General features: G+C 25.3%; 20 protein-coding genes. 15 read left to right on the top strand and 5 right to left on the bottom strand.

What is annotated here, in order from left to right:
• The first annotated feature begins 194 nt into the window (after nucleotides 1–194).
• From ACZJV1_RS09285 to ACZJV1_RS09270, 4 genes are all read left to right on the top strand, one after another.
• A complete protein-coding gene (locus ACZJV1_RS09285; protein WP_463649928.1) occupies nucleotides 195–1,394 on the top strand; it encodes an acetate/propionate family kinase in 1,200 nt (399 codons plus the stop codon).
• Between the two features lie 411 nt (nucleotides 1,395–1,805).
• Nucleotides 1,806–1,997 carry a YuzB family protein gene (locus ACZJV1_RS09280; protein ID WP_411167693.1) on the top strand — a complete coding sequence of 64 codons (192 nt, stop codon included), beginning with the start codon at nucleotides 1,806–1,808 and terminating at the stop codon, nucleotides 1,995–1,997.
• 85 nt (nucleotides 1,998–2,082) lie between these two features.
• The gene (locus tag ACZJV1_RS09275) at nucleotides 2,083–2,964 is read left to right on the top strand and encodes a DMT family transporter (RefSeq protein WP_411170691.1); all 882 of its coding nucleotides are present in this window, start codon (nucleotides 2,083–2,085) and stop codon (nucleotides 2,962–2,964) included.
• A gap of 91 nt (nucleotides 2,965–3,055) precedes the next feature.
• Nucleotides 3,056–3,469: a PTS sugar transporter subunit IIA domain-containing protein gene (locus ACZJV1_RS09270; protein ID WP_460288615.1), complete on the top strand. Its 414-nt coding sequence runs from the start codon at nucleotides 3,056–3,058 to the stop codon at nucleotides 3,467–3,469.
• Nucleotides 3,470–3,498: 29 nt separating this feature from the next.
• On the opposite strand, the gene ACZJV1_RS09265 is transcribed toward ACZJV1_RS09270, so the two are convergent.
• Complete coding sequence (locus tag ACZJV1_RS09265) at nucleotides 3,499–3,936, bottom strand: GatB/YqeY domain-containing protein (RefSeq protein WP_463649927.1); 438 nt, start codon at nucleotides 3,934–3,936, stop codon at nucleotides 3,499–3,501.
• A 109-nt stretch (nucleotides 3,937–4,045) separates the two neighbouring features.
• Nucleotides 4,046–4,909 carry a S66 family peptidase gene (locus tag ACZJV1_RS09260; RefSeq protein ID WP_411167690.1) on the bottom strand — a complete coding sequence of 288 codons (864 nt, stop codon included), beginning with the start codon at nucleotides 4,907–4,909 and terminating at the stop codon, nucleotides 4,046–4,048.
• A 177-nt stretch (nucleotides 4,910–5,086) separates the two neighbouring features.
• Between ACZJV1_RS09260 and ACZJV1_RS09255 the strand changes: the two genes are divergently transcribed.
• From ACZJV1_RS09255 to ACZJV1_RS09220, 8 genes are all read left to right on the top strand, one after another.
• A complete protein-coding gene (locus tag ACZJV1_RS09255) occupies nucleotides 5,087–5,494 on the top strand; it encodes a hypothetical protein (RefSeq protein ID WP_463649926.1) in 408 nt (135 codons plus the stop codon).
• A gap of 76 nt (nucleotides 5,495–5,570) precedes the next feature.
• Entirely contained in the window at nucleotides 5,571–5,951 is a 381-nt protein-coding gene (locus tag ACZJV1_RS09250) for a desulfoferrodoxin (RefSeq protein WP_411167688.1), read from the top strand.
• A gap of 112 nt (nucleotides 5,952–6,063) precedes the next feature.
• The gene (locus ACZJV1_RS09245; protein ID WP_463649925.1) at nucleotides 6,064–7,224 is read left to right on the top strand and encodes an MFS transporter; all 1,161 of its coding nucleotides are present in this window, start codon (nucleotides 6,064–6,066) and stop codon (nucleotides 7,222–7,224) included.
• Nucleotides 7,225–7,241: 17 nt separating this feature from the next.
• Entirely contained in the window at nucleotides 7,242–7,931 is a 690-nt protein-coding gene (locus ACZJV1_RS09240; RefSeq protein ID WP_463649924.1) for a M48 family metallopeptidase, read from the top strand.
• Between the two features lie 544 nt (nucleotides 7,932–8,475).
• The gene (locus ACZJV1_RS09235) at nucleotides 8,476–9,021 is read left to right on the top strand and encodes a hypothetical protein (RefSeq protein WP_463649923.1); all 546 of its coding nucleotides are present in this window, start codon (nucleotides 8,476–8,478) and stop codon (nucleotides 9,019–9,021) included.
• Nucleotides 9,022–9,044: 23 nt separating this feature from the next.
• Complete coding sequence (locus ACZJV1_RS09230; protein ID WP_463649922.1) at nucleotides 9,045–10,772, top strand: ABC transporter ATP-binding protein; 1,728 nt, start codon at nucleotides 9,045–9,047, stop codon at nucleotides 10,770–10,772.
• 1 nt (nucleotide 10,773) lies between these two features.
• A complete protein-coding gene (locus ACZJV1_RS09225) occupies nucleotides 10,774–12,540 on the top strand; it encodes an ABC transporter ATP-binding protein (protein ID WP_463649921.1) in 1,767 nt (588 codons plus the stop codon).
• A gap of 95 nt (nucleotides 12,541–12,635) precedes the next feature.
• Nucleotides 12,636–12,863, top strand: coding sequence for a TIGR04540 family protein (locus ACZJV1_RS09220; RefSeq protein WP_463649920.1), 228 nt, complete (start codon nucleotides 12,636–12,638; stop codon nucleotides 12,861–12,863).
• 51 nt (nucleotides 12,864–12,914) lie between these two features.
• Here ACZJV1_RS09220 and ACZJV1_RS09215 read toward each other — a convergent pair whose 3' ends face one another.
• Nucleotides 12,915–13,133 carry a hypothetical protein gene (locus ACZJV1_RS09215; protein WP_463649919.1) on the bottom strand — a complete coding sequence of 73 codons (219 nt, stop codon included), beginning with the start codon at nucleotides 13,131–13,133 and terminating at the stop codon, nucleotides 12,915–12,917.
• Between the two features lie 174 nt (nucleotides 13,134–13,307).
• Between ACZJV1_RS09215 and ACZJV1_RS09210 the strand changes: the two genes are divergently transcribed.
• Nucleotides 13,308–13,925: an NUDIX hydrolase gene (locus tag ACZJV1_RS09210; RefSeq protein WP_411167681.1), complete on the top strand. Its 618-nt coding sequence runs from the start codon at nucleotides 13,308–13,310 to the stop codon at nucleotides 13,923–13,925.
• A gap of 22 nt (nucleotides 13,926–13,947) precedes the next feature.
• On the opposite strand, the gene ACZJV1_RS09205 is transcribed toward ACZJV1_RS09210, so the two are convergent.
• Entirely contained in the window at nucleotides 13,948–15,234 is a 1,287-nt protein-coding gene (locus ACZJV1_RS09205; protein WP_463649918.1) for an NCS2 family permease, read from the bottom strand.
• Nucleotides 15,235–15,513: 279 nt separating this feature from the next.
• Here ACZJV1_RS09205 and ACZJV1_RS09200 point away from each other — a divergent pair, with 279 nt between their 5' ends.
• Both ACZJV1_RS09200 and ACZJV1_RS09195 read left to right on the top strand, forming a co-directional pair.
• Complete coding sequence (locus ACZJV1_RS09200) at nucleotides 15,514–15,780, top strand: metal-sensing transcriptional repressor (RefSeq protein ID WP_411167679.1); 267 nt, start codon at nucleotides 15,514–15,516, stop codon at nucleotides 15,778–15,780.
• Between the two features lie 25 nt (nucleotides 15,781–15,805).
• Nucleotides 15,806–16,015, top strand: coding sequence for a heavy-metal-associated domain-containing protein (locus ACZJV1_RS09195; protein ID WP_463649917.1), 210 nt, complete (start codon nucleotides 15,806–15,808; stop codon nucleotides 16,013–16,015).
• A gap of 52 nt (nucleotides 16,016–16,067) precedes the next feature.
• Here the strand turns inward: ACZJV1_RS09195 and ACZJV1_RS09190 are convergent, their stop codons facing one another.
• Nucleotides 16,068–16,520, bottom strand: a complete 453-nt coding sequence (locus ACZJV1_RS09190; RefSeq protein ID WP_411167677.1) for a MarR family winged helix-turn-helix transcriptional regulator — start codon at nucleotides 16,518–16,520, stop codon at nucleotides 16,068–16,070.
• Nucleotides 16,521–16,527 lie beyond the last annotated feature (7 nt).

Below are 16,527 nucleotides of genomic sequence, written 5' to 3'. Positions count from 1 at the left end.
TAAATTAAAACGATTAAATTTAAAAATAAGAGGGATAAAAATTTCAGTAAAATAGAGAAAAGTGCTAAATACATAACCTTGTTTAGTTTTATTATAAATTTTTATAGAAAAAAGGATAATCAATGAATTTGAATATATAGATTTTTAGTGTATTATATAATTAATGAAACAAATGAATGTGAGGGAGATTATTTATGAAAACTTTAGTAATCAATTGTGGAAGTTCATCTTTAAAGTATCAATTAATTGATATGAGTACAGAAGAATCATTAGTTCAAGGACTTGTAGAGAGAATTGGAATTGATGGCTCTATATTAACTCAAAAAGTAGAAGGAAAAGATAAATACATAATTAAAGAATCAATGCCAAATCATAAAGCAGCTATTAAATTAGTTTTAGAAGCTTTAGTAAATAAAGAACATGGTGTTATTAAATCTATGGATGAGATATCTTCTGTTGGACATAGAGTTGTTCATGGTGGAGAAAAATATTCAGAATCTGTAGTTATAGATGATAAAGTTTTAGATTCAATTAGAGACTGCATATCTCTTGCACCACTTCATAATCCACCAAATATAGTTGGGATTGAAGCTTGTAGAGAGCTTATGCCGAATACTCCTATGGTAGCAGTATTTGATACGGCTTTCCATCAAACTATGCCAAAGGAAGCATATATTTGCCCATTACCATATGAACTTTATGAAAAATACGGAATAAGAAAGTATGGTTTCCATGGTACATCCCATAAATACGTTTCTGAAAAAGTTGCAGAGGTTATGGGGAAAGACATAAAGGATTTAAAAATAATAACATGTCATTTAGGAAATGGTTGTTCTTTAGCAGCTGTAAAGGGAGGAAAATCAATAGATACATCTATGGGATTCACACCTTTAGCTGGAGTTATGATGGGAACCAGATCAGGAAACATAGATCCATCTGTAATCAGTTTTCTTGTTGAAAATCAAGGATATACTATTAAGGAGATAGGTGACTTATTAAATAAAAAGTCAGGTGTCTTAGGAATATCAGGAGTATCTTCAGATTTTAGAGATGTTATCTCAGCAGCTGAAAATGGTAATGAAAGAGCAAAACTTGCTTTAGATATATTCCATTATAAAGTGAGAGCACAAATTGCTTCTTACGCTGGAATAATGGGTGGGGTTGATGTTATAGTATTTACAGCTGGTATAGGTGAAAATTCATCATTAACAAGAAAAGAATGTTTAAGAGGATTAGAATTCCTAGGATTTACTATAAATGATGAAAAAAATTCAATTAGAGGTGAAATTCAAGAAATTTCAAATGAAGAATCAAAAGTTAAGGTTTATGAAATTCCTACAAATGAAGAATTAATGATTGCAAGAGATACTTTTAAATTAGTAAATAATAAATAATATAAAAAATAGTCTATATGTAGCAAAAGCATATAGACTATTTTTATACTTATATTAGCTATAAATATGCTTTATATAGAAGAAATATTAATTGTACTTAGATTTTTCTTTTAAAAACAATTTATACTTTAGAAAAATTTATTGTATATTGAGACTAGGAAAATGACTTTGGATTAGATGTATATACTAATAGACTATAGGATACAATTACATATAAAATTCATATAAGTTCTTATTAAAAACGATTGATGAAAATTTAATTTTATAAAACCATAAAAATTCATATATTATTTAGAAATTTGAAGATTTTAAAAGATAAATAAATCTTATTTAAATAATTAGAAGTTGTAAATAATAATCATTATTTGTATAATTACATTATAAGAAATTTAAATATAAAGGAGAAAAGTTATGATATCAGTTTGTCCAACATGTTCAGGAATAGAAATAGAAAAGTTAGAAGAAAAGTTTGGAAAAGATAATATAGAAGTAAGTTGTATTGGAGAATGTGGAGGTAGAGATGGGTTAATCATTGCTTATGCAAATGGAAAATATATCGAAGCTGAAACAGAAGAAGAGTTTATAAAACAAATAGAAGAATAGAATGCTTAACACCTTAGGGTAATATAACTCTAGGGTGTTAAATTTTTATAATTAAAATAGTATATAATGTATTAATAAAGGAGTGATAATAGTGAATAACTTAAGTAACAGGAATAAGGGGATAATATTTTTAATATTCTCAGCCTTTGGATTTGCAGCAATGTCTGCCTTTGTAAAGCTATCAGGAGATTTACCATCCTTTCAGAAGACTTTCTTTAGAAATATAGTATCCTGTGTTATAGCATTAGTGTTTATTATAAAAAATAAAGAAAGTTTTTTTGGAAAGAAAGAAAGTCAAAAGTTATTAATATTAAGATCTGTATTAGGAACTATCGGTATAGTTTTAAACTTTTATTCAATAGATAAGCTTGTTTTATCAGATGCAAATATGTTGAATAAGTTAAGTCCTTTTTTTATAATAATATTTTCAGCTTTATTTTTAAAAGAAAAAATTAACTTAAAGCAAATTTTGGCTATAATTATAGCTTTTATAGGAGCTCTTTTTATAATAAAGCCAAGCTTCAATTTAGATATGATTCCATCAATTATGGGATTTTTAGGAGCAATTTTTGCAGCTGGTGCATATACTTGTCTTAGAGTTTTGGGGGGAAAGGAAAAACATTATACAGTAGTATTCTATTTTTCATTATTTTCATCAATAGTAATTCTTCCATTTATGATGGCTGTATATACTCCTATGACTATAGAGCAACTAGCTTATTTAATAATGGCAGGGGTTTTTGCAAGTATAGGACAATTTGGAATAACTATTGCATATAAATATGCTCCAGCAAGGGAGATATCAATATTTGATTATTCAAATATAATATTCTCAGCTATAATAAGCTTTTTTGTTTTTGGAACATTACCAGATTATTTAAGCTTTATTGGTTATTTCATAATTTTTTTAGCCTCTTACTATATTTTTAGTTATAATAAAAGATTAGACAAGCTTGAGAGAAAATAATTTGCAAAAAGTTAAATTATTTTAATTATATTATATATATAAACATAGAATAGTATTATATATTATAATTAAGAGGGTTGGTGATTAATAATTGATAGGTTTTATTATTGTTGGTCATGGAAAATTTGCAACAGGGCTATATAGTGCTTGTAAGCTTTTTGATAAAACTTATTCAAATGTTAAAGCAGTTGATTTCCTTGATGGTGATACTTTGTATGAATTAGATAATAAAATTAAAGTAGCATTAAATGATTTAGAAGTATATGAGGATATAATAGTGTTTTGTGATTTGTTTGCAGGAAGTCCATTTAAGATGGCTTTAATGAATTCTATATATGATTATAATAGATTCACTGTTTTATCTGGTGTAAACTTACCAATAGTTTTAGAGGGGATTATGATAGGACAGAACTCCACTTGTGATCCAATAAAACTTATTAAAACACTAAAAAATGAATTCCCAAGTACATTGGTTCATACAGTAGATGAAAAGAAGGTAAAATAACCCCTCCCATTAGTTGAGAGGGGTTTTATTTAGCCTAATATTTTCTTTACCATAGGATTTATTTTTGATCTATCGAACTTTCCATTAACTTTTGGCATAATTTCTTTCATTATTTTTCCCATATCTGAAACTCCATAGTTGCCATTTGTAATTATATCTTTAAGCATAGACTCAACTTCTTCTTCACTTAATTGTGCTGGAAGATATGGTGTTAATAAATTAATTGCGAAATTTCCTTCAGCAATTTTATCATTGTCATTTAATTGAATAGCATATTGAAGAGCTTCTTTAATTTGTTTAATTTGTTTTTCTATGATTCTTATAACATCTTCATCAGAAATATCTTTTCTTTCATTAACTTCAAAAGCTTTAATTTCTGAATTTACTAATCTTAAAACATTAACTGTTTGCTTATCTCTAGCTTTCATTGCAGCTATTTCGTTCTTTTTTAATTCTTCTTTTAACATATTTACTCACCTCACTGGTAATACTTACAATAAACCATATAGTTTATCCCTGTTAAAATTATATACTTTAAGGAATATTATTGCAAGGAATCTAACTAAGAGTAGTTTATTAATCTAAATTTATATATCTGCCAATAGGTAAACATTTTGAATTTGCTCCATGACCAATCTCACTGGTTTTAGCTATTGGAATATTAGTATCTTTAAGTTTTTTAATTATAATATCCTCAACTCTAATAGAGTTTTGAGATTTTTCTAATTCTGTAAAGCTACCTAATAAAATACCATTAAGGTTATTAAATGCACCAATTTGTTGATATTGCGTTATAAATGTAGAAATTTTATTAATATCTCCACTTAGAGCTTCAAGAAAAAGTATCTTATTATTAAAATCTGGCATATATTCTGTTCCAGCTAATTTTAAGAAACATCTGATATTACCACCAATAACTACTCCATTCATAGAATTGCCTTGAATCCATTTATAATTAAAGTCATATAAATTGTTTTCTCCATCTATGATACTATTTTTAAAATTAGAAATTTGGTTTATGCTATCTTCTCTTATAAGATTTCTAAGTTGGTAGTTGTAATTTATAGTTTTAGACTTTTTATATAGTGCATTTAAAATCACTGTTAAGTCACTATACCCAAAAAAAGGTTTGTTAGCTTCAGATATATTATCGTAGTCTAAGTAATCTAAAATTTCATTACACAAGTCTCCACCAGATAAATCAAAAATAGCTTTTATATCTTTATTTAGATAAAAGTTCATAAGCTCTTTTGCTCTAATCTCAGCATCATAAGAAATACTCTTATCATTTTTATATAGTACATTGGAACATATAACATTTATTCCAATGGAAGATAAAATATTAATTAAATTTTCTATATTAACTTTCATATTCTTATCTAGTCCATTTGAACAAGAAATTAACCCTATTGTGTCATTAACATTCAATATATTTTCCATAAAAATCCTCCATAAATATTTATTAATTTAATTTTAAGTATAAGAAAGAAGAAGAAAAAAATCAAATAAACTAAAAATTTAGCTTGTTAAAGTTTTATATTATGTATATTTAATAAAGAATATTAACATTATAGGATGAATATTTTTATAGTATAGAAGTTTATAAGTGGAGGATATATGAAGTATAGACTTTATGTAAATGGGAGATGTAAAAATTCAAGAAACTTTCAAAGTGATATTGGTATTGGTGGAGTAATTTTAAGTGATGAAGGGAAAGAAATATCATTTTCAAGAAACATAGGGATTGGAACTTGCTGTGAAGCTCAAATTTATGCTATATTTTATGGAATCGATGAAATATTAAAGCAAAATAATGCAACTAGTATAACAGTTTATTTATCTAATTTGATGCTTGTTAATTATTTAAACGGTAATAAATTATATCTAAACCCTAGTACAGAAATTTTAGTAAACAAATTAATTAACTTTATAGAAACGTTAGAGATTTGCATATATTTTAAGTATTTTGAAGTAAATGAGTATAATTATGTTAGAACATTGGCTGAAGATGCAATAAATTTATAGAGAGCCTTTGTAAATAATACCAATGTATAGTAAGATATAATTGTAATGTAGTAAATAAATAAAAGGGAGTGATTTTATGGTTAAGAAATTACAAGTTTATAAATGTGAAATATGTGGCTCTATGGTTGAAGTTTTAAATGAAGCAAAAGGAACTTTAGTATGTTGTGGTAAACCAATGACACTTTTAAATGAAAATACTGTAGATGCAGCTGTAGAAAAACATATTCCAGTAGCAGAAGAAAAAGATGGACAACTTTTGGTAAAAGTTGGAGAAGTTGAACATCCTATGATAAATGAGCACTTCATTCAATGGATAGAAGTTATAACTAAGGATGGAGAAGTTGTAAGAAAAGATTTAAATCCAAATGAAAAACCAGAGGCCAAATTTACAATAAATGGAGAAGTGGATAGAATTAGAGAATATTGTAATTTACATGGATTATGGAGTACTAAATAATATAAAAATAAAATGCTATCTTAGAAATCTAGGATAGCATTATTTTTTATTTACTTTATTATATACAGGTGATAGAATTACACATGGTAATAAAAAAATGGAGGTAATACAGATGAAAAAGTATTATAGTATCACTACTTTTTTGACTTTTGGTATTTTTAGTATATTGACTACATTCTATTTTCCTTATTTAAACCAACAAATTGGTTTGAATTTATTAGAAGTTGGACGAGTAGTATCTATAGGAGCGTTATTTACATTAATTGCGCAACCTATATTATCAAATAAATTTTCAAAGGCAAAAAATAAAAATAGATTTATATTAATTTACTTAGCCATTGTATTTATAGCTATAGTAGGATTAATGTTTATAAATAAGGATTTGTCTATAATATTTGCTCCAATATATGGTTCAGTTTTAGGCTCTGTAGCTGGAATATTTGAAATATATATAGAGGAGTTATCAATAAAAAATGGATATGAATTTTCAGATATAAGAAAATGGGGATCTATTGGATATGCATGTATAGTATTTATAGCAGGAGGAATTATTACTACCTTTGGTTATAGAATATTACATTTGCTTGCACTAGCTATGATTATTGCTATGATGCTTACTATTGTATTTAAACTTAATGATAATGTAGAAATTAAAGAAGTTGCGAACAATACAAAAATAACAGATTTATTTAAGAATAGAAATATTATTTTGCTTGTAATAGTAGTTTTCTTAGGTATGGGCAGCTACATGGGGCTAGATTTTGCTTATTCATCATATTTAGTTGATATAGTTGGAGATGTAGATAAAGCAAATAAAATTTATAGTACCTCAATAAGCTTTAGAGTAGTAATTGAGTTTTTCTCATTTATGCTAGTTGCTAAGTATATAAGTAACGCAAATAGTAAAAAATGTCTTACTATAGCATTATCAATAGCAGCAATTAAGGTACTAATGTTTTCAAGTAGCAGCGTAGTACTTATAGTCCTTGGAGATCAGCTTCATGGAATAATGTATGGATTATATTTAAGCTTTTTATTTAAATATTTAAGAGAAATATTAGATGAAAGTTTAGTTGCAACTTCCTTTGCAGTTCTTTCTGTTTTAAGCACAGGAGGCTCTAACTTTATATATCCATCTATATATAGTTTAGTCCAAGGGAAATTTGGATATAGTGGAATGTATATAGTTGGATTCATATTATTAGTTTTATCTGTAATAATATTTTTTACTTTTCTACCTAATTCAAAAAGTAAGATTAAATTGAACGCATAAACTATTTTGAGGTATTTATGAAAAGAAAAGTAAATATTAATAATTTAGAAATTGAATATAATTTAATATTTAAAAACAAGAAAAATATTTCAATAAAAATAGATGGTGAAGGAGAGATACACGTATTTTCACCAAAAGGCATTAGCTATGAATATATTAATAAAGTTATTATAGAAAAAAGTAATTGGATATTAAAAACCCTAAAAAAAATAAATAAAACTAATCTAATAAAAGAAAATAAGATATTATTTTTAGGTGAATACTATAATTTGGTTATAAAAGAATCAAAGCTTCATAATATTTATATAGATAATAAAAATTTAGTAATAAATAGTTTATGCTTAGAGGATGAATATATAAGAAATGAAATAATGAATTGGTATAGAAAATTAGCAACAGATATTATTGGTAATAGAGTAATGGAAATTTCTAATAAAATTTTGTTAAAGCCATCTAAAATTATTATTAAAAATCAAAAAAGTTTATGGGGGAGTTGCAACTATAAAAAAGAAATTAGGTTAAATTGGAGATTAGTGTTAATGCCTTATTTCGTAATTGATTATATTATAATCCACGAGTTATGTCATATTATACATATGAATCACTCAAAAGATTTCTGGGACTTAGTTAAACAGTATTGTCCTAATTACAAAGAAAGTAAAAATTGGCTAAAAGAAAATGGAGCTATGCTAATGAATTTAGTATAGCTCCATTTATATTATTTAAAATTATAAATAGTTATTTTATAACATTTATAACATTATTTTTATAAAATTAGTATTTCATATTTTTTAATATAATTATATAATGGTAATTAATCATCTAAATCTGTGTCATAACAAAAGGATAAAATCAGTTATTTAAAGTTTATTTTTATCTTTCTTTATTTTAATATATAATTTCCTTAAAAATTAGTATTTTAAATTTATTAATTCAATTTATCATAAGATTCACTTTGAAAATTATCATTTCAATAATTATCAAAATATTTCTTATATTTATTTAAAGTCTTAATAATTTTCTTTTTAAAATTCAATTGTTTATTAAATTTTATAGATAAAAAAGTTATTATGTATTTAAAATAATATTTAATATATAGCAATTTTTGGGAAATAGTTTAAAGTTTATCTTAGAAATATAGATTTTGAATTTGTTTCAGTAATTTAAATTATAATTTTTATATAATTTATAAGTTTTTTATAATGAAGATTTGGAATACTAATTTTATCAATAAAACTTAGGAGAAAACATATGAAAAAAGTTATTATTTTATTACTACCAGCAATTTTAATTCTTTATGCTTGTACAAATACAAGTAAAACAGATATTAATGAAGAAGAAACTAAGAAACAAGAACAAAGTGATTCAAATGAAAGAAGGATAGAAAATAAAGATGATACTATTATTTTTAGAGCCACATCTAAAGAAAGCAATGTAGATATAAAGTCTCTTATAAAAAAGGTAGAGAAGGATCTTAACTCTAAAGGATTTTCATCAAAAGTAATTACTAGAGATGGAAACTCATTATATATAATGACTACTGGCTTGGAAGTAAAAGATATAAGAGTTCATAAACTTAATATAGAAAATAAAAGTAAATTTAATGTTCATGAATATATAACTAAATATAGAAATGAAAATTATGAAGCTTTATCTAAATCATTAGAAAATGAAGAATATTTAATTATTCCAATTAATATAAAAAAGGATTTTGAGGAAGAAGCAATATCATGGATTACTAGTGATGGAACTATTAAAGTATATGAAATAACTGAAAGCGAAACTTATGAAGAATAAATATTTTAATTAGGAGGGGTGTTATGAAGAGAATTATAAAATATTTATTAAAAGAAAAAAAAGCCTTAACTATTGGTACAATTTCTATGATATTAATTATATCTATAGATCAAATAACACCTATGTTGCAAAAAATAATAGTTGATAATGGAATAATAAATAAGAATTATTCTATTATTTTACCAATATTATTTGGATTTTTAATATTAACATTGATAAAGGCAATATTAGGTTATTTAAAAGAATATTTATACGATTATATAGGTGCAAAAGTTCATTTTGATTTAAGAACAGAATTATTTTCGCATATACAAAGCTTTGAATTTAATTACTTTGATAATACTAATACAGGAGAATTAATGTCCAGAATAGGGGAAGATATTGAGAATATATGGCAAACTATTGGATTTGGACTTAGACTTTTTGTTGAAAATATATTATATTTTATATTTAGTACAATAATATTATTTTATTTAAACTGGAAACTAACATTAATTTGTTTAATTATATTAGCACCTATAGGAATTATAGCTTATAATTTAGAGAAAAAATTAAATAAAGGATACGAAGAAATTAGTGATAAAACGGCAGAAATAAACACAATGGCACAAGAAAATATAGCTGGAGTTAGATTAGTTAAAGCATTTAGTAGAGAAAAGTATGAAATAAAGAGATTTTTATCATTAAATAAGGATTATTATGATCTTAATATGAAACAAGCAAAAACAATTTCTAAAAACTTTCCTTTTGTGGAGTTTTTGACTAATATAAGTCTGGTTGTAATGATAATATTAGGAGGATATTTTGTATTAATAAATGAAATATCATTAGGAACTCTTATTGCATTTTCAGGATATATATGGAATCTTATTTGGCCTATGAGAATGATAGGATGGCTTATGGATATACTATCAAAAAATAAAGCTTCTGCCTTTAAAATATTCAATATACTAGATAGGAATACTAAAATAGATACTGAAATAGGGGAGAAAGTTCAAAATATAAAAGGTGATATTGAGTTTAAAAATGTATCTTTTAAATATAATGATGACCTAGTATTAAAAGATATAAACTTAAGTATAAAGTCAGGAAGTACAGTTGCTATTATGGGAGCTACAGGATCAGGAAAGTCTACTTTATTATCTCTTATAGGAAGGTATTATGATGCAACTAATGGAGAAATAAAGATAGATGGAATAAATGTAAAAGATATTAACTTAGGTGCTCTTAGAAATAACATGGCAGTTGTACAACAAGATACATTCTTATTTTCAGATACAATTAAAAATAATTTAACATTTGGAAATAGTAGTGCATCAACTGATGAAGTAAAAGATGGAGCAAAAAAAGCTTGTGCTTTAAATTTTATTGAAAATTTAGAAAGTGATTTTAAAACTGAAGTTGGGGAAAGAGGAGTAGGGCTTTCTGGAGGACAAAAACAAAGACTATCGATTGCAAGAGCAATAATTAGACAAGCTCCAATACTAATATTAGATGATTCAACTTCGGCATTAGATATGGATACTGAGCATGAATTATTAAAAAATCTTAATTATATTAAGAAAAATAAAACAACTTTATTAGTTGCTCATAGGATATCAGCTGTTAAAAATGCAGATTTAATAATATTTATGAAAGATGGTTGCATAATAGAAAAGGGAAATCATAATGAGCTTTTAAAGAGAAAGGGATACTATTACAAAGTGTATCAAGAGCAATTTAAAGATTTCAATAATTTGGAGGTTATTTAAAATGCCTAAAGATAATGAAATGATTAGAAGCAAAAAAGAAGTTATTTTCAGGCTATTTTCATATTTAAAAAAGTATAGGCGAGAAACTATAATTTCAACAATACTTATGGGATTGATTACTATTTCAAATAATTTAAATCCTTATTTAATGAAAATAGCTATAGATGACAACATAAAAAATAAAGATATAAAAGGATTAGTTATAATTGGAATATTTTTGATTATACTAAATGTATTTACTCTTATTTTTTCTAAAATAAAATGGAAAATAGTTAGTTATGTGACAAATAATATATTAGTTAATATAAGGATGGAATTATATACTCATATTCAAAAGTTACCATTTACCTTTTTTGATAGTAGACCTGTTGGAAAAATATTAGCTAGGGTAATGGGAGATGTTAATTCATTAAAAAATTTATTTGATCAAAGCATACAATCAGTTATACCAGAATTGATTAATTTGTTATCAGTAATTATTTTCATGTTAATGTTAGATGTAAAGCTTGCAATAGCATGTATTTTATTACTTCCTATTTTAGGTTTAGGAATGTTTTTCATAGAAATAAACTCAAGAAAAAGATGGAGTGAATATAGAAGTAAAAGATCTATATTAAATGGTTTTACACATGAAGATATCTCTGGAATTAAAGTAGTTCAATCATATGCCAAAGAAAATTCTACGGATTTAAAATTTAAAGATTTAGTTTGGGATCACTTAGAAAGTTTTTTAAAGGCTGTAAAAATAAATGATTTTATTTGGCCATTAGTAGAACTTTCATGGGGAGCAGGAACTATTGTAGTTTTTTTTGTAGGTTATAGGTTAATAAAAACCGGTAGTATAGAAGTAGGAACATTAATTGCCTTTACAATGTATATAGGTATGTTCTGGAGACCTATAATGAATTTATCTAACTTTTATAATACATTAATAACAAATTTATCAGCAGGAGATAGAATCTTTGAAATTTTGGATATAGAACCATTTATAAAGGATGATTTAAATAAACCTGACATTGGATCTATTAATGGTGAAGTAAAATTTAGAAATGTATCTTTTGGATATGAAGATAGCTTAGTTTTAAAGAATATATCTTTTAATGTTAAGAAAGGGGAAAAGATAGCACTAGTAGGTGAAACTGGCGCAGGTAAAACAACAATAGTATCATTATTAAGCAGATTTTATAATCCTAATGATGGAGAAATATTAATAGATGATAAAAATGTAATGGATTATAATTTACATTCATTGAGAAGTCAAATGGGAATTATGCTTCAAGATACCTTCTTGTTTTCTACTACAATAAAAGAAAATATTAGATATGGAAAGTTAGACGCTACAGATGAGGAAATAATTGAGGCAGCAAGAGCTGTGAATGCTCATGAATTTATATTATCTTTAGAAAATGGATATAATACAGAAGTAAATGAAAGAGGTTCAAGGCTTTCATTAGGCCAAAGGCAACTTATATCTTTTGCTAGAGCATTATTAGCAAATCCTAGGATATTAATATTAGATGAAGCTACATCTAATATAGATACTCAAACTGAAATAATAGTTCAAAAAGGTATAGAGAAACTTTTAGATAATAGAACATCTTTTGTTATAGCTCATAGACTTTCTACAATTAGGGATTGTGATAGGATAATTGTAATAGAAAATGGTGAAATTCAAGAAGTTGGTTCTCACGATGATTTAATTAAAATTAAAGGAATATATTATAATTTATTTAAAGCACAATATAGCTTTTTAAATGAAGGTGCATAAAACAAGGTATATTTTTAAAATAATACTAGAAAAATATCAATATAGTATTTATAATAAATTTATAAAACTTTTAGAAAAGTAATAAGGAGAAAAACATGAGAGCTGTATATAGAAACCCAAAGGAATTAGCAACTTGCTTAAAAGATTTAGTCGATAATTATTTAGAAGGTTTATTAACTTATGATGACTTAGAAAGTAAAGTAAAAAAAATAGTTTCTGCAAATGGAGATAGAGTTTATAAGGAAGGTAAAATTTCATTGAAAATCTATCCTTATCTTGGTGATGAAAGAGTTGAAATAATTGATAAAATAATTAAAAGCTAAAACAAATAAAAGCCTCCATAGTTAACTATGGAGGCTTAATTTTAAATATAATTATATATTAAGAATATTGAGTTTCTTTTCTTCGTATTGAATTTTATCAAGCGAATGTTTTAGCGTTAAAAATTCCATTTCAACTTTATCAATTTTTTTGGATATAATTTCTCTATCTTTTTCTGAAGTAGAGTTTTGATTTTGATCTAATAATAGACTTAGCTCTTCAGAAAGTTCAAACATTCTTAGCGCTGCTTCATAGCAACTATTTATTTTCATTGAATCACCTCAAAACAATAATAACAATATTATACAATAAATGTAATAAATAGTCAAATGTTATAAATGTTTTAATATTATATATTTAAAAAATATAATATTATTAAAGATAATATATTAAAATATATTTAAATGCTTATAGTATAAATGTGTTAAATTACGAGGAGTATGCTTATGATAAATAAAATTATTAAAGACTTTAAAGAATATAGACCTTATATAAATGGTTGGAAGGAGATGAAAAGGGCGTCTGTTGTTATTTTGCTTGCAGAAATAAATAATAAATTAAATATAGTTTTTGAGGTAAGAGCTAAACACATGAGAAGTCAACCAGGAGATATAGCATTTCCTGGAGGAAAAATAGATGATAATGAAAATGAAAAGGAAGCAGCTATAAGAGAAGTATGTGAAGAGCTAGGGTTAAATAAAGAAGATTTTGAGATAATATCTCCACTTAACTTATTAATAACACATTATGATCTATTAATACATCCATTCTTAGGATATATAAAAAATTTTGAAAATATTGAAATTAATAAAGATGAAGTAGACCATATATTTCTAGTTCCACTAGAGTACTTAATAAATACAGAACCTCGTGAAGAGATTAATAAAATATTAGTTGATAGAACCAGTGATTTTCCATTCCACTTAATTAATGGTGGCGAAAGATATAAATTTAAAGAAGGTAAATATAAATCTTTATTCTATGTATATAATGATTATGTTATTTGGGGAATTACCGCTAGAATTCTTCAAGACTTTTTATATTGTCTAAAAAATAAAGGCTAGAAAAATTTTTCTAGCCTTTTATTTAAATACTATGAAGTATAAAATACACTATAAATATAAATGAAATTATGTACATAGTAATTGAAAGTTGATCTTTCTTTTTAGTTATAAATTTCATTATCGTATATGAAATAAAACCAAATGCTATACCGTCTACTATGCTAAAAGTTAATGGAATTAATACTATAATTAAAAATGCAGGTATAGCCTCTGAAATATCATTAAAATCAATATGAACTATTCCTTTAATCATTAAGCTTCCTATGATTATTAAAATTGGTGCAATTACTTCATTAGGAATTAAGCTAATAAATGGAATAAATAATAATGAAATTAAAAGAAGTAGTCCTGATATAAATGATGTTAATCCAGTTTTTCCACCAGCAGCAATACCAGCAGCTCCTTCAACTGTAGAAACTGAGGGACTAGTTCCCAATAAACCACAAGCTATTGTAGAAATAGCTATTGCATTTAAAGCTTTATTTTGTTTTTCAGGAGATTTCAGCAATCCATTAATTTGTCCATGTAGTAATCCTATATTTTCAAAAATTAATACTAGTGTTAAAGAAAATGTAGAAATCCAAAATGGAATAGTGAAAAAGGCACTTAAATCTATATTAAATAAAATTCCTTTATATTCACTAAAGTTAGGAAGAGTAAATCTTAATCCAGTTGTATCAATAAAATTTAATGCTATAGCTGCTATTGTTCCTATAACTATGCTTATTAAAAAACCTCCAGGGATATTTTTTGCAAATAGTATTACTGTTATTAAAAACATAACTATAAAAAATATTACTCTAGGATCTGAAAGAGATCCTATTTTAACCATAGTAGAAGGATCAGAAACTATTAGTCCTCCTTTTTGAAAACCTAAAAATGTAATAAATAAACCTATTCCTATGGTTATTGATTCCTTTAAAGAGTTTGGTATAGATGTATCTAATATTTTAGCTAGTGGAGTAATAGCGACAATCAAAAATAATACTCCTGCAACAACTACACTTGCTAATGCTTGGTTGAATGAAAGTCCCATACTTAAAACTATTGTATAAGTAAATAATGCATTAATTCCCATACCAGGCATAATTACAAGGGGCGCATTGCTCATTAAAGATACTAATAAGCATCCAATAAATGAAGCAAGCACTGTTGCTATTATGAGGGGCTCTTGTGATATTCCTCCATCGCTTAAAATACTAGCATTAACTACAATAATATATACTGCAGCAAAAAAAGAAGTTAACCCAGCAACGAGCTCGGTTTTAAAATTTGTTTTGTGTTCTTTGAGTTTAAATATTTTGTCCATCCTTTCGTTAAAAACCTCTTTTCTTCATCCCTCGCCCGCCCACATCCATCGATGCCTAGATTATTATACCATTTAATTTTTAATATTAAAGAGTTTAAACAAATCAAAGTCAAATTTTATACATAAAAAGACAAAATTTTACCTTTAAATATACTTTTATAAAATTACAGTAGATTTATTCATTAAAGCATATTATATAAAATTAAACATGTTGACAAATATCTTTTTAATATTATAATTAAATTATAGTACACCCCTAGAGGGTGGGGGAGGTATAACATGAACGATGAAAGAAAAAAATCATTACAATCTTTAAAAACTGCTAAGGGACAAATTGAAGGAATTATTAAAATGATTGAAGAGGATAGGTATTGTATTGATATTTCTAACCAGATTTTTGCAGCACAATCATTATTAAAAAAGGCTAATTTAATAATATTAGAAAATCATTTGTCTCACTGTGTTAAAGATGCATGTATAAATGGTCAAGGTGATGAAAAAATTGATGAGATAATGAAAATTTTAGATAAGATTATAACAAGATAAAATATATTATTAGGAGGACAATGATATGAAAAAGAAAATAAATATTGAAGGAATGAGTTGTGGTCATTGTGTCGCTCACGTAAAAGAAGCTTTACAGGAATTAAAAGGAGTTTCTTCAGTTGAGGTAAGCTTAGAAGAAAAAAATGCTACAATAGAAACAACATTAGATAATAATACATTAATTTCAGCTATAGATGAGGCTGGATATGATGTTATCTCTATAGAAGAAATATAGTATTAATATAAAAAGATAAATGTTTACATAGAAACATTTATCTTTTTATATTTTATTTTAATTTAGATATTATCTCATTCATATCTTTAATTGATAGATTTAAATTTTCTAAATCGTCTACATCCAATGAGGATATTTTATTATATAAGTTTGCCTTAATATTTTTTTCTCTTTCCTTTATAAAATCATATGCTTTATCTGTTAGTTTTACTTTTATTTTTCTTCTGTCATCAGGATCAGTATACCTGCAAACAAAATCTTCAACGATAAGTTTATCAATTATAGGTGTCATATTCGGCTTTGAAATACACAAATGTTCTGCTATTTCAGAAACAGATGAGGATTCTTTTCTAGAAAGAAAATAAATAACTTTAGCATGGGAAGGGGGGATATGAAGCCCTTTAACCATTTGATTTGCATTAAAAAGTTTATTATGTATGTGCATTAATAAACCAAATAAATTATTTGATACCTCCTCAATATTATTATTAGTATTATTACTCATGGATATC

The organism is Clostridium sp. LS3, assembly GCF_055330225.1.
Note: the sequence above shows the minus strand (reverse complement) of the source record. Positions and strands in the feature narration are given on the sequence as shown.

What these genes read in the sequence shown, in the direction of transcription:
- ACZJV1_RS09190 (WP_411167677.1), bottom strand. Translation starts at nt 16,520, where the DNA reads ATGAGTAATAATACTAATAATAATATTGAGGAGGTATCAAATAATTTA.
- ACZJV1_RS09225 (WP_463649921.1), top strand. Translation starts at nt 10,774, where the DNA reads ATGCCTAAAGATAATGAAATGATTAGAAGCAAAAAAGAAGTTATTTTC.
- ACZJV1_RS09255 (WP_463649926.1), top strand. Translation starts at nt 5,087, where the DNA reads ATGAAGTATAGACTTTATGTAAATGGGAGATGTAAAAATTCAAGAAAC.
- ACZJV1_RS09235 (WP_463649923.1), top strand. Translation starts at nt 8,476, where the DNA reads ATGAAAAAAGTTATTATTTTATTACTACCAGCAATTTTAATTCTTTAT.
- ACZJV1_RS09250 (WP_411167688.1), top strand. Translation starts at nt 5,571, where the DNA reads ATGGTTAAGAAATTACAAGTTTATAAATGTGAAATATGTGGCTCTATG.
- ACZJV1_RS09200 (WP_411167679.1), top strand. Translation starts at nt 15,514, where the DNA reads ATGAACGATGAAAGAAAAAAATCATTACAATCTTTAAAAACTGCTAAG.
- ACZJV1_RS09245 (WP_463649925.1), top strand. Translation starts at nt 6,064, where the DNA reads ATGAAAAAGTATTATAGTATCACTACTTTTTTGACTTTTGGTATTTTT.
- ACZJV1_RS09265 (WP_463649927.1), bottom strand. Translation starts at nt 3,936, where the DNA reads ATGTTAAAAGAAGAATTAAAAAAGAACGAAATAGCTGCAATGAAAGCT.
- ACZJV1_RS09205 (WP_463649918.1), bottom strand. Translation starts at nt 15,234, where the DNA reads ATGGACAAAATATTTAAACTCAAAGAACACAAAACAAATTTTAAAACC.
- ACZJV1_RS09240 (WP_463649924.1), top strand. Translation starts at nt 7,242, where the DNA reads ATGAAAAGAAAAGTAAATATTAATAATTTAGAAATTGAATATAATTTA.
- ACZJV1_RS09195 (WP_463649917.1), top strand. Translation starts at nt 15,806, where the DNA reads ATGAAAAAGAAAATAAATATTGAAGGAATGAGTTGTGGTCATTGTGTC.
- ACZJV1_RS09210 (WP_411167681.1), top strand. Translation starts at nt 13,308, where the DNA reads ATGATAAATAAAATTATTAAAGACTTTAAAGAATATAGACCTTATATA.
- ACZJV1_RS09230 (WP_463649922.1), top strand. Translation starts at nt 9,045, where the DNA reads ATGAAGAGAATTATAAAATATTTATTAAAAGAAAAAAAAGCCTTAACT.
- ACZJV1_RS09215 (WP_463649919.1), bottom strand. Translation starts at nt 13,133, where the DNA reads ATGAAAATAAATAGTTGCTATGAAGCAGCGCTAAGAATGTTTGAACTT.
- ACZJV1_RS09285 (WP_463649928.1), top strand. Translation starts at nt 195, where the DNA reads ATGAAAACTTTAGTAATCAATTGTGGAAGTTCATCTTTAAAGTATCAA.
- ACZJV1_RS09260 (WP_411167690.1), bottom strand. Translation starts at nt 4,909, where the DNA reads ATGGAAAATATATTGAATGTTAATGACACAATAGGGTTAATTTCTTGT.
- ACZJV1_RS09220 (WP_463649920.1), top strand. Translation starts at nt 12,636, where the DNA reads ATGAGAGCTGTATATAGAAACCCAAAGGAATTAGCAACTTGCTTAAAA.
- ACZJV1_RS09280 (WP_411167693.1), top strand. Translation starts at nt 1,806, where the DNA reads ATGATATCAGTTTGTCCAACATGTTCAGGAATAGAAATAGAAAAGTTA.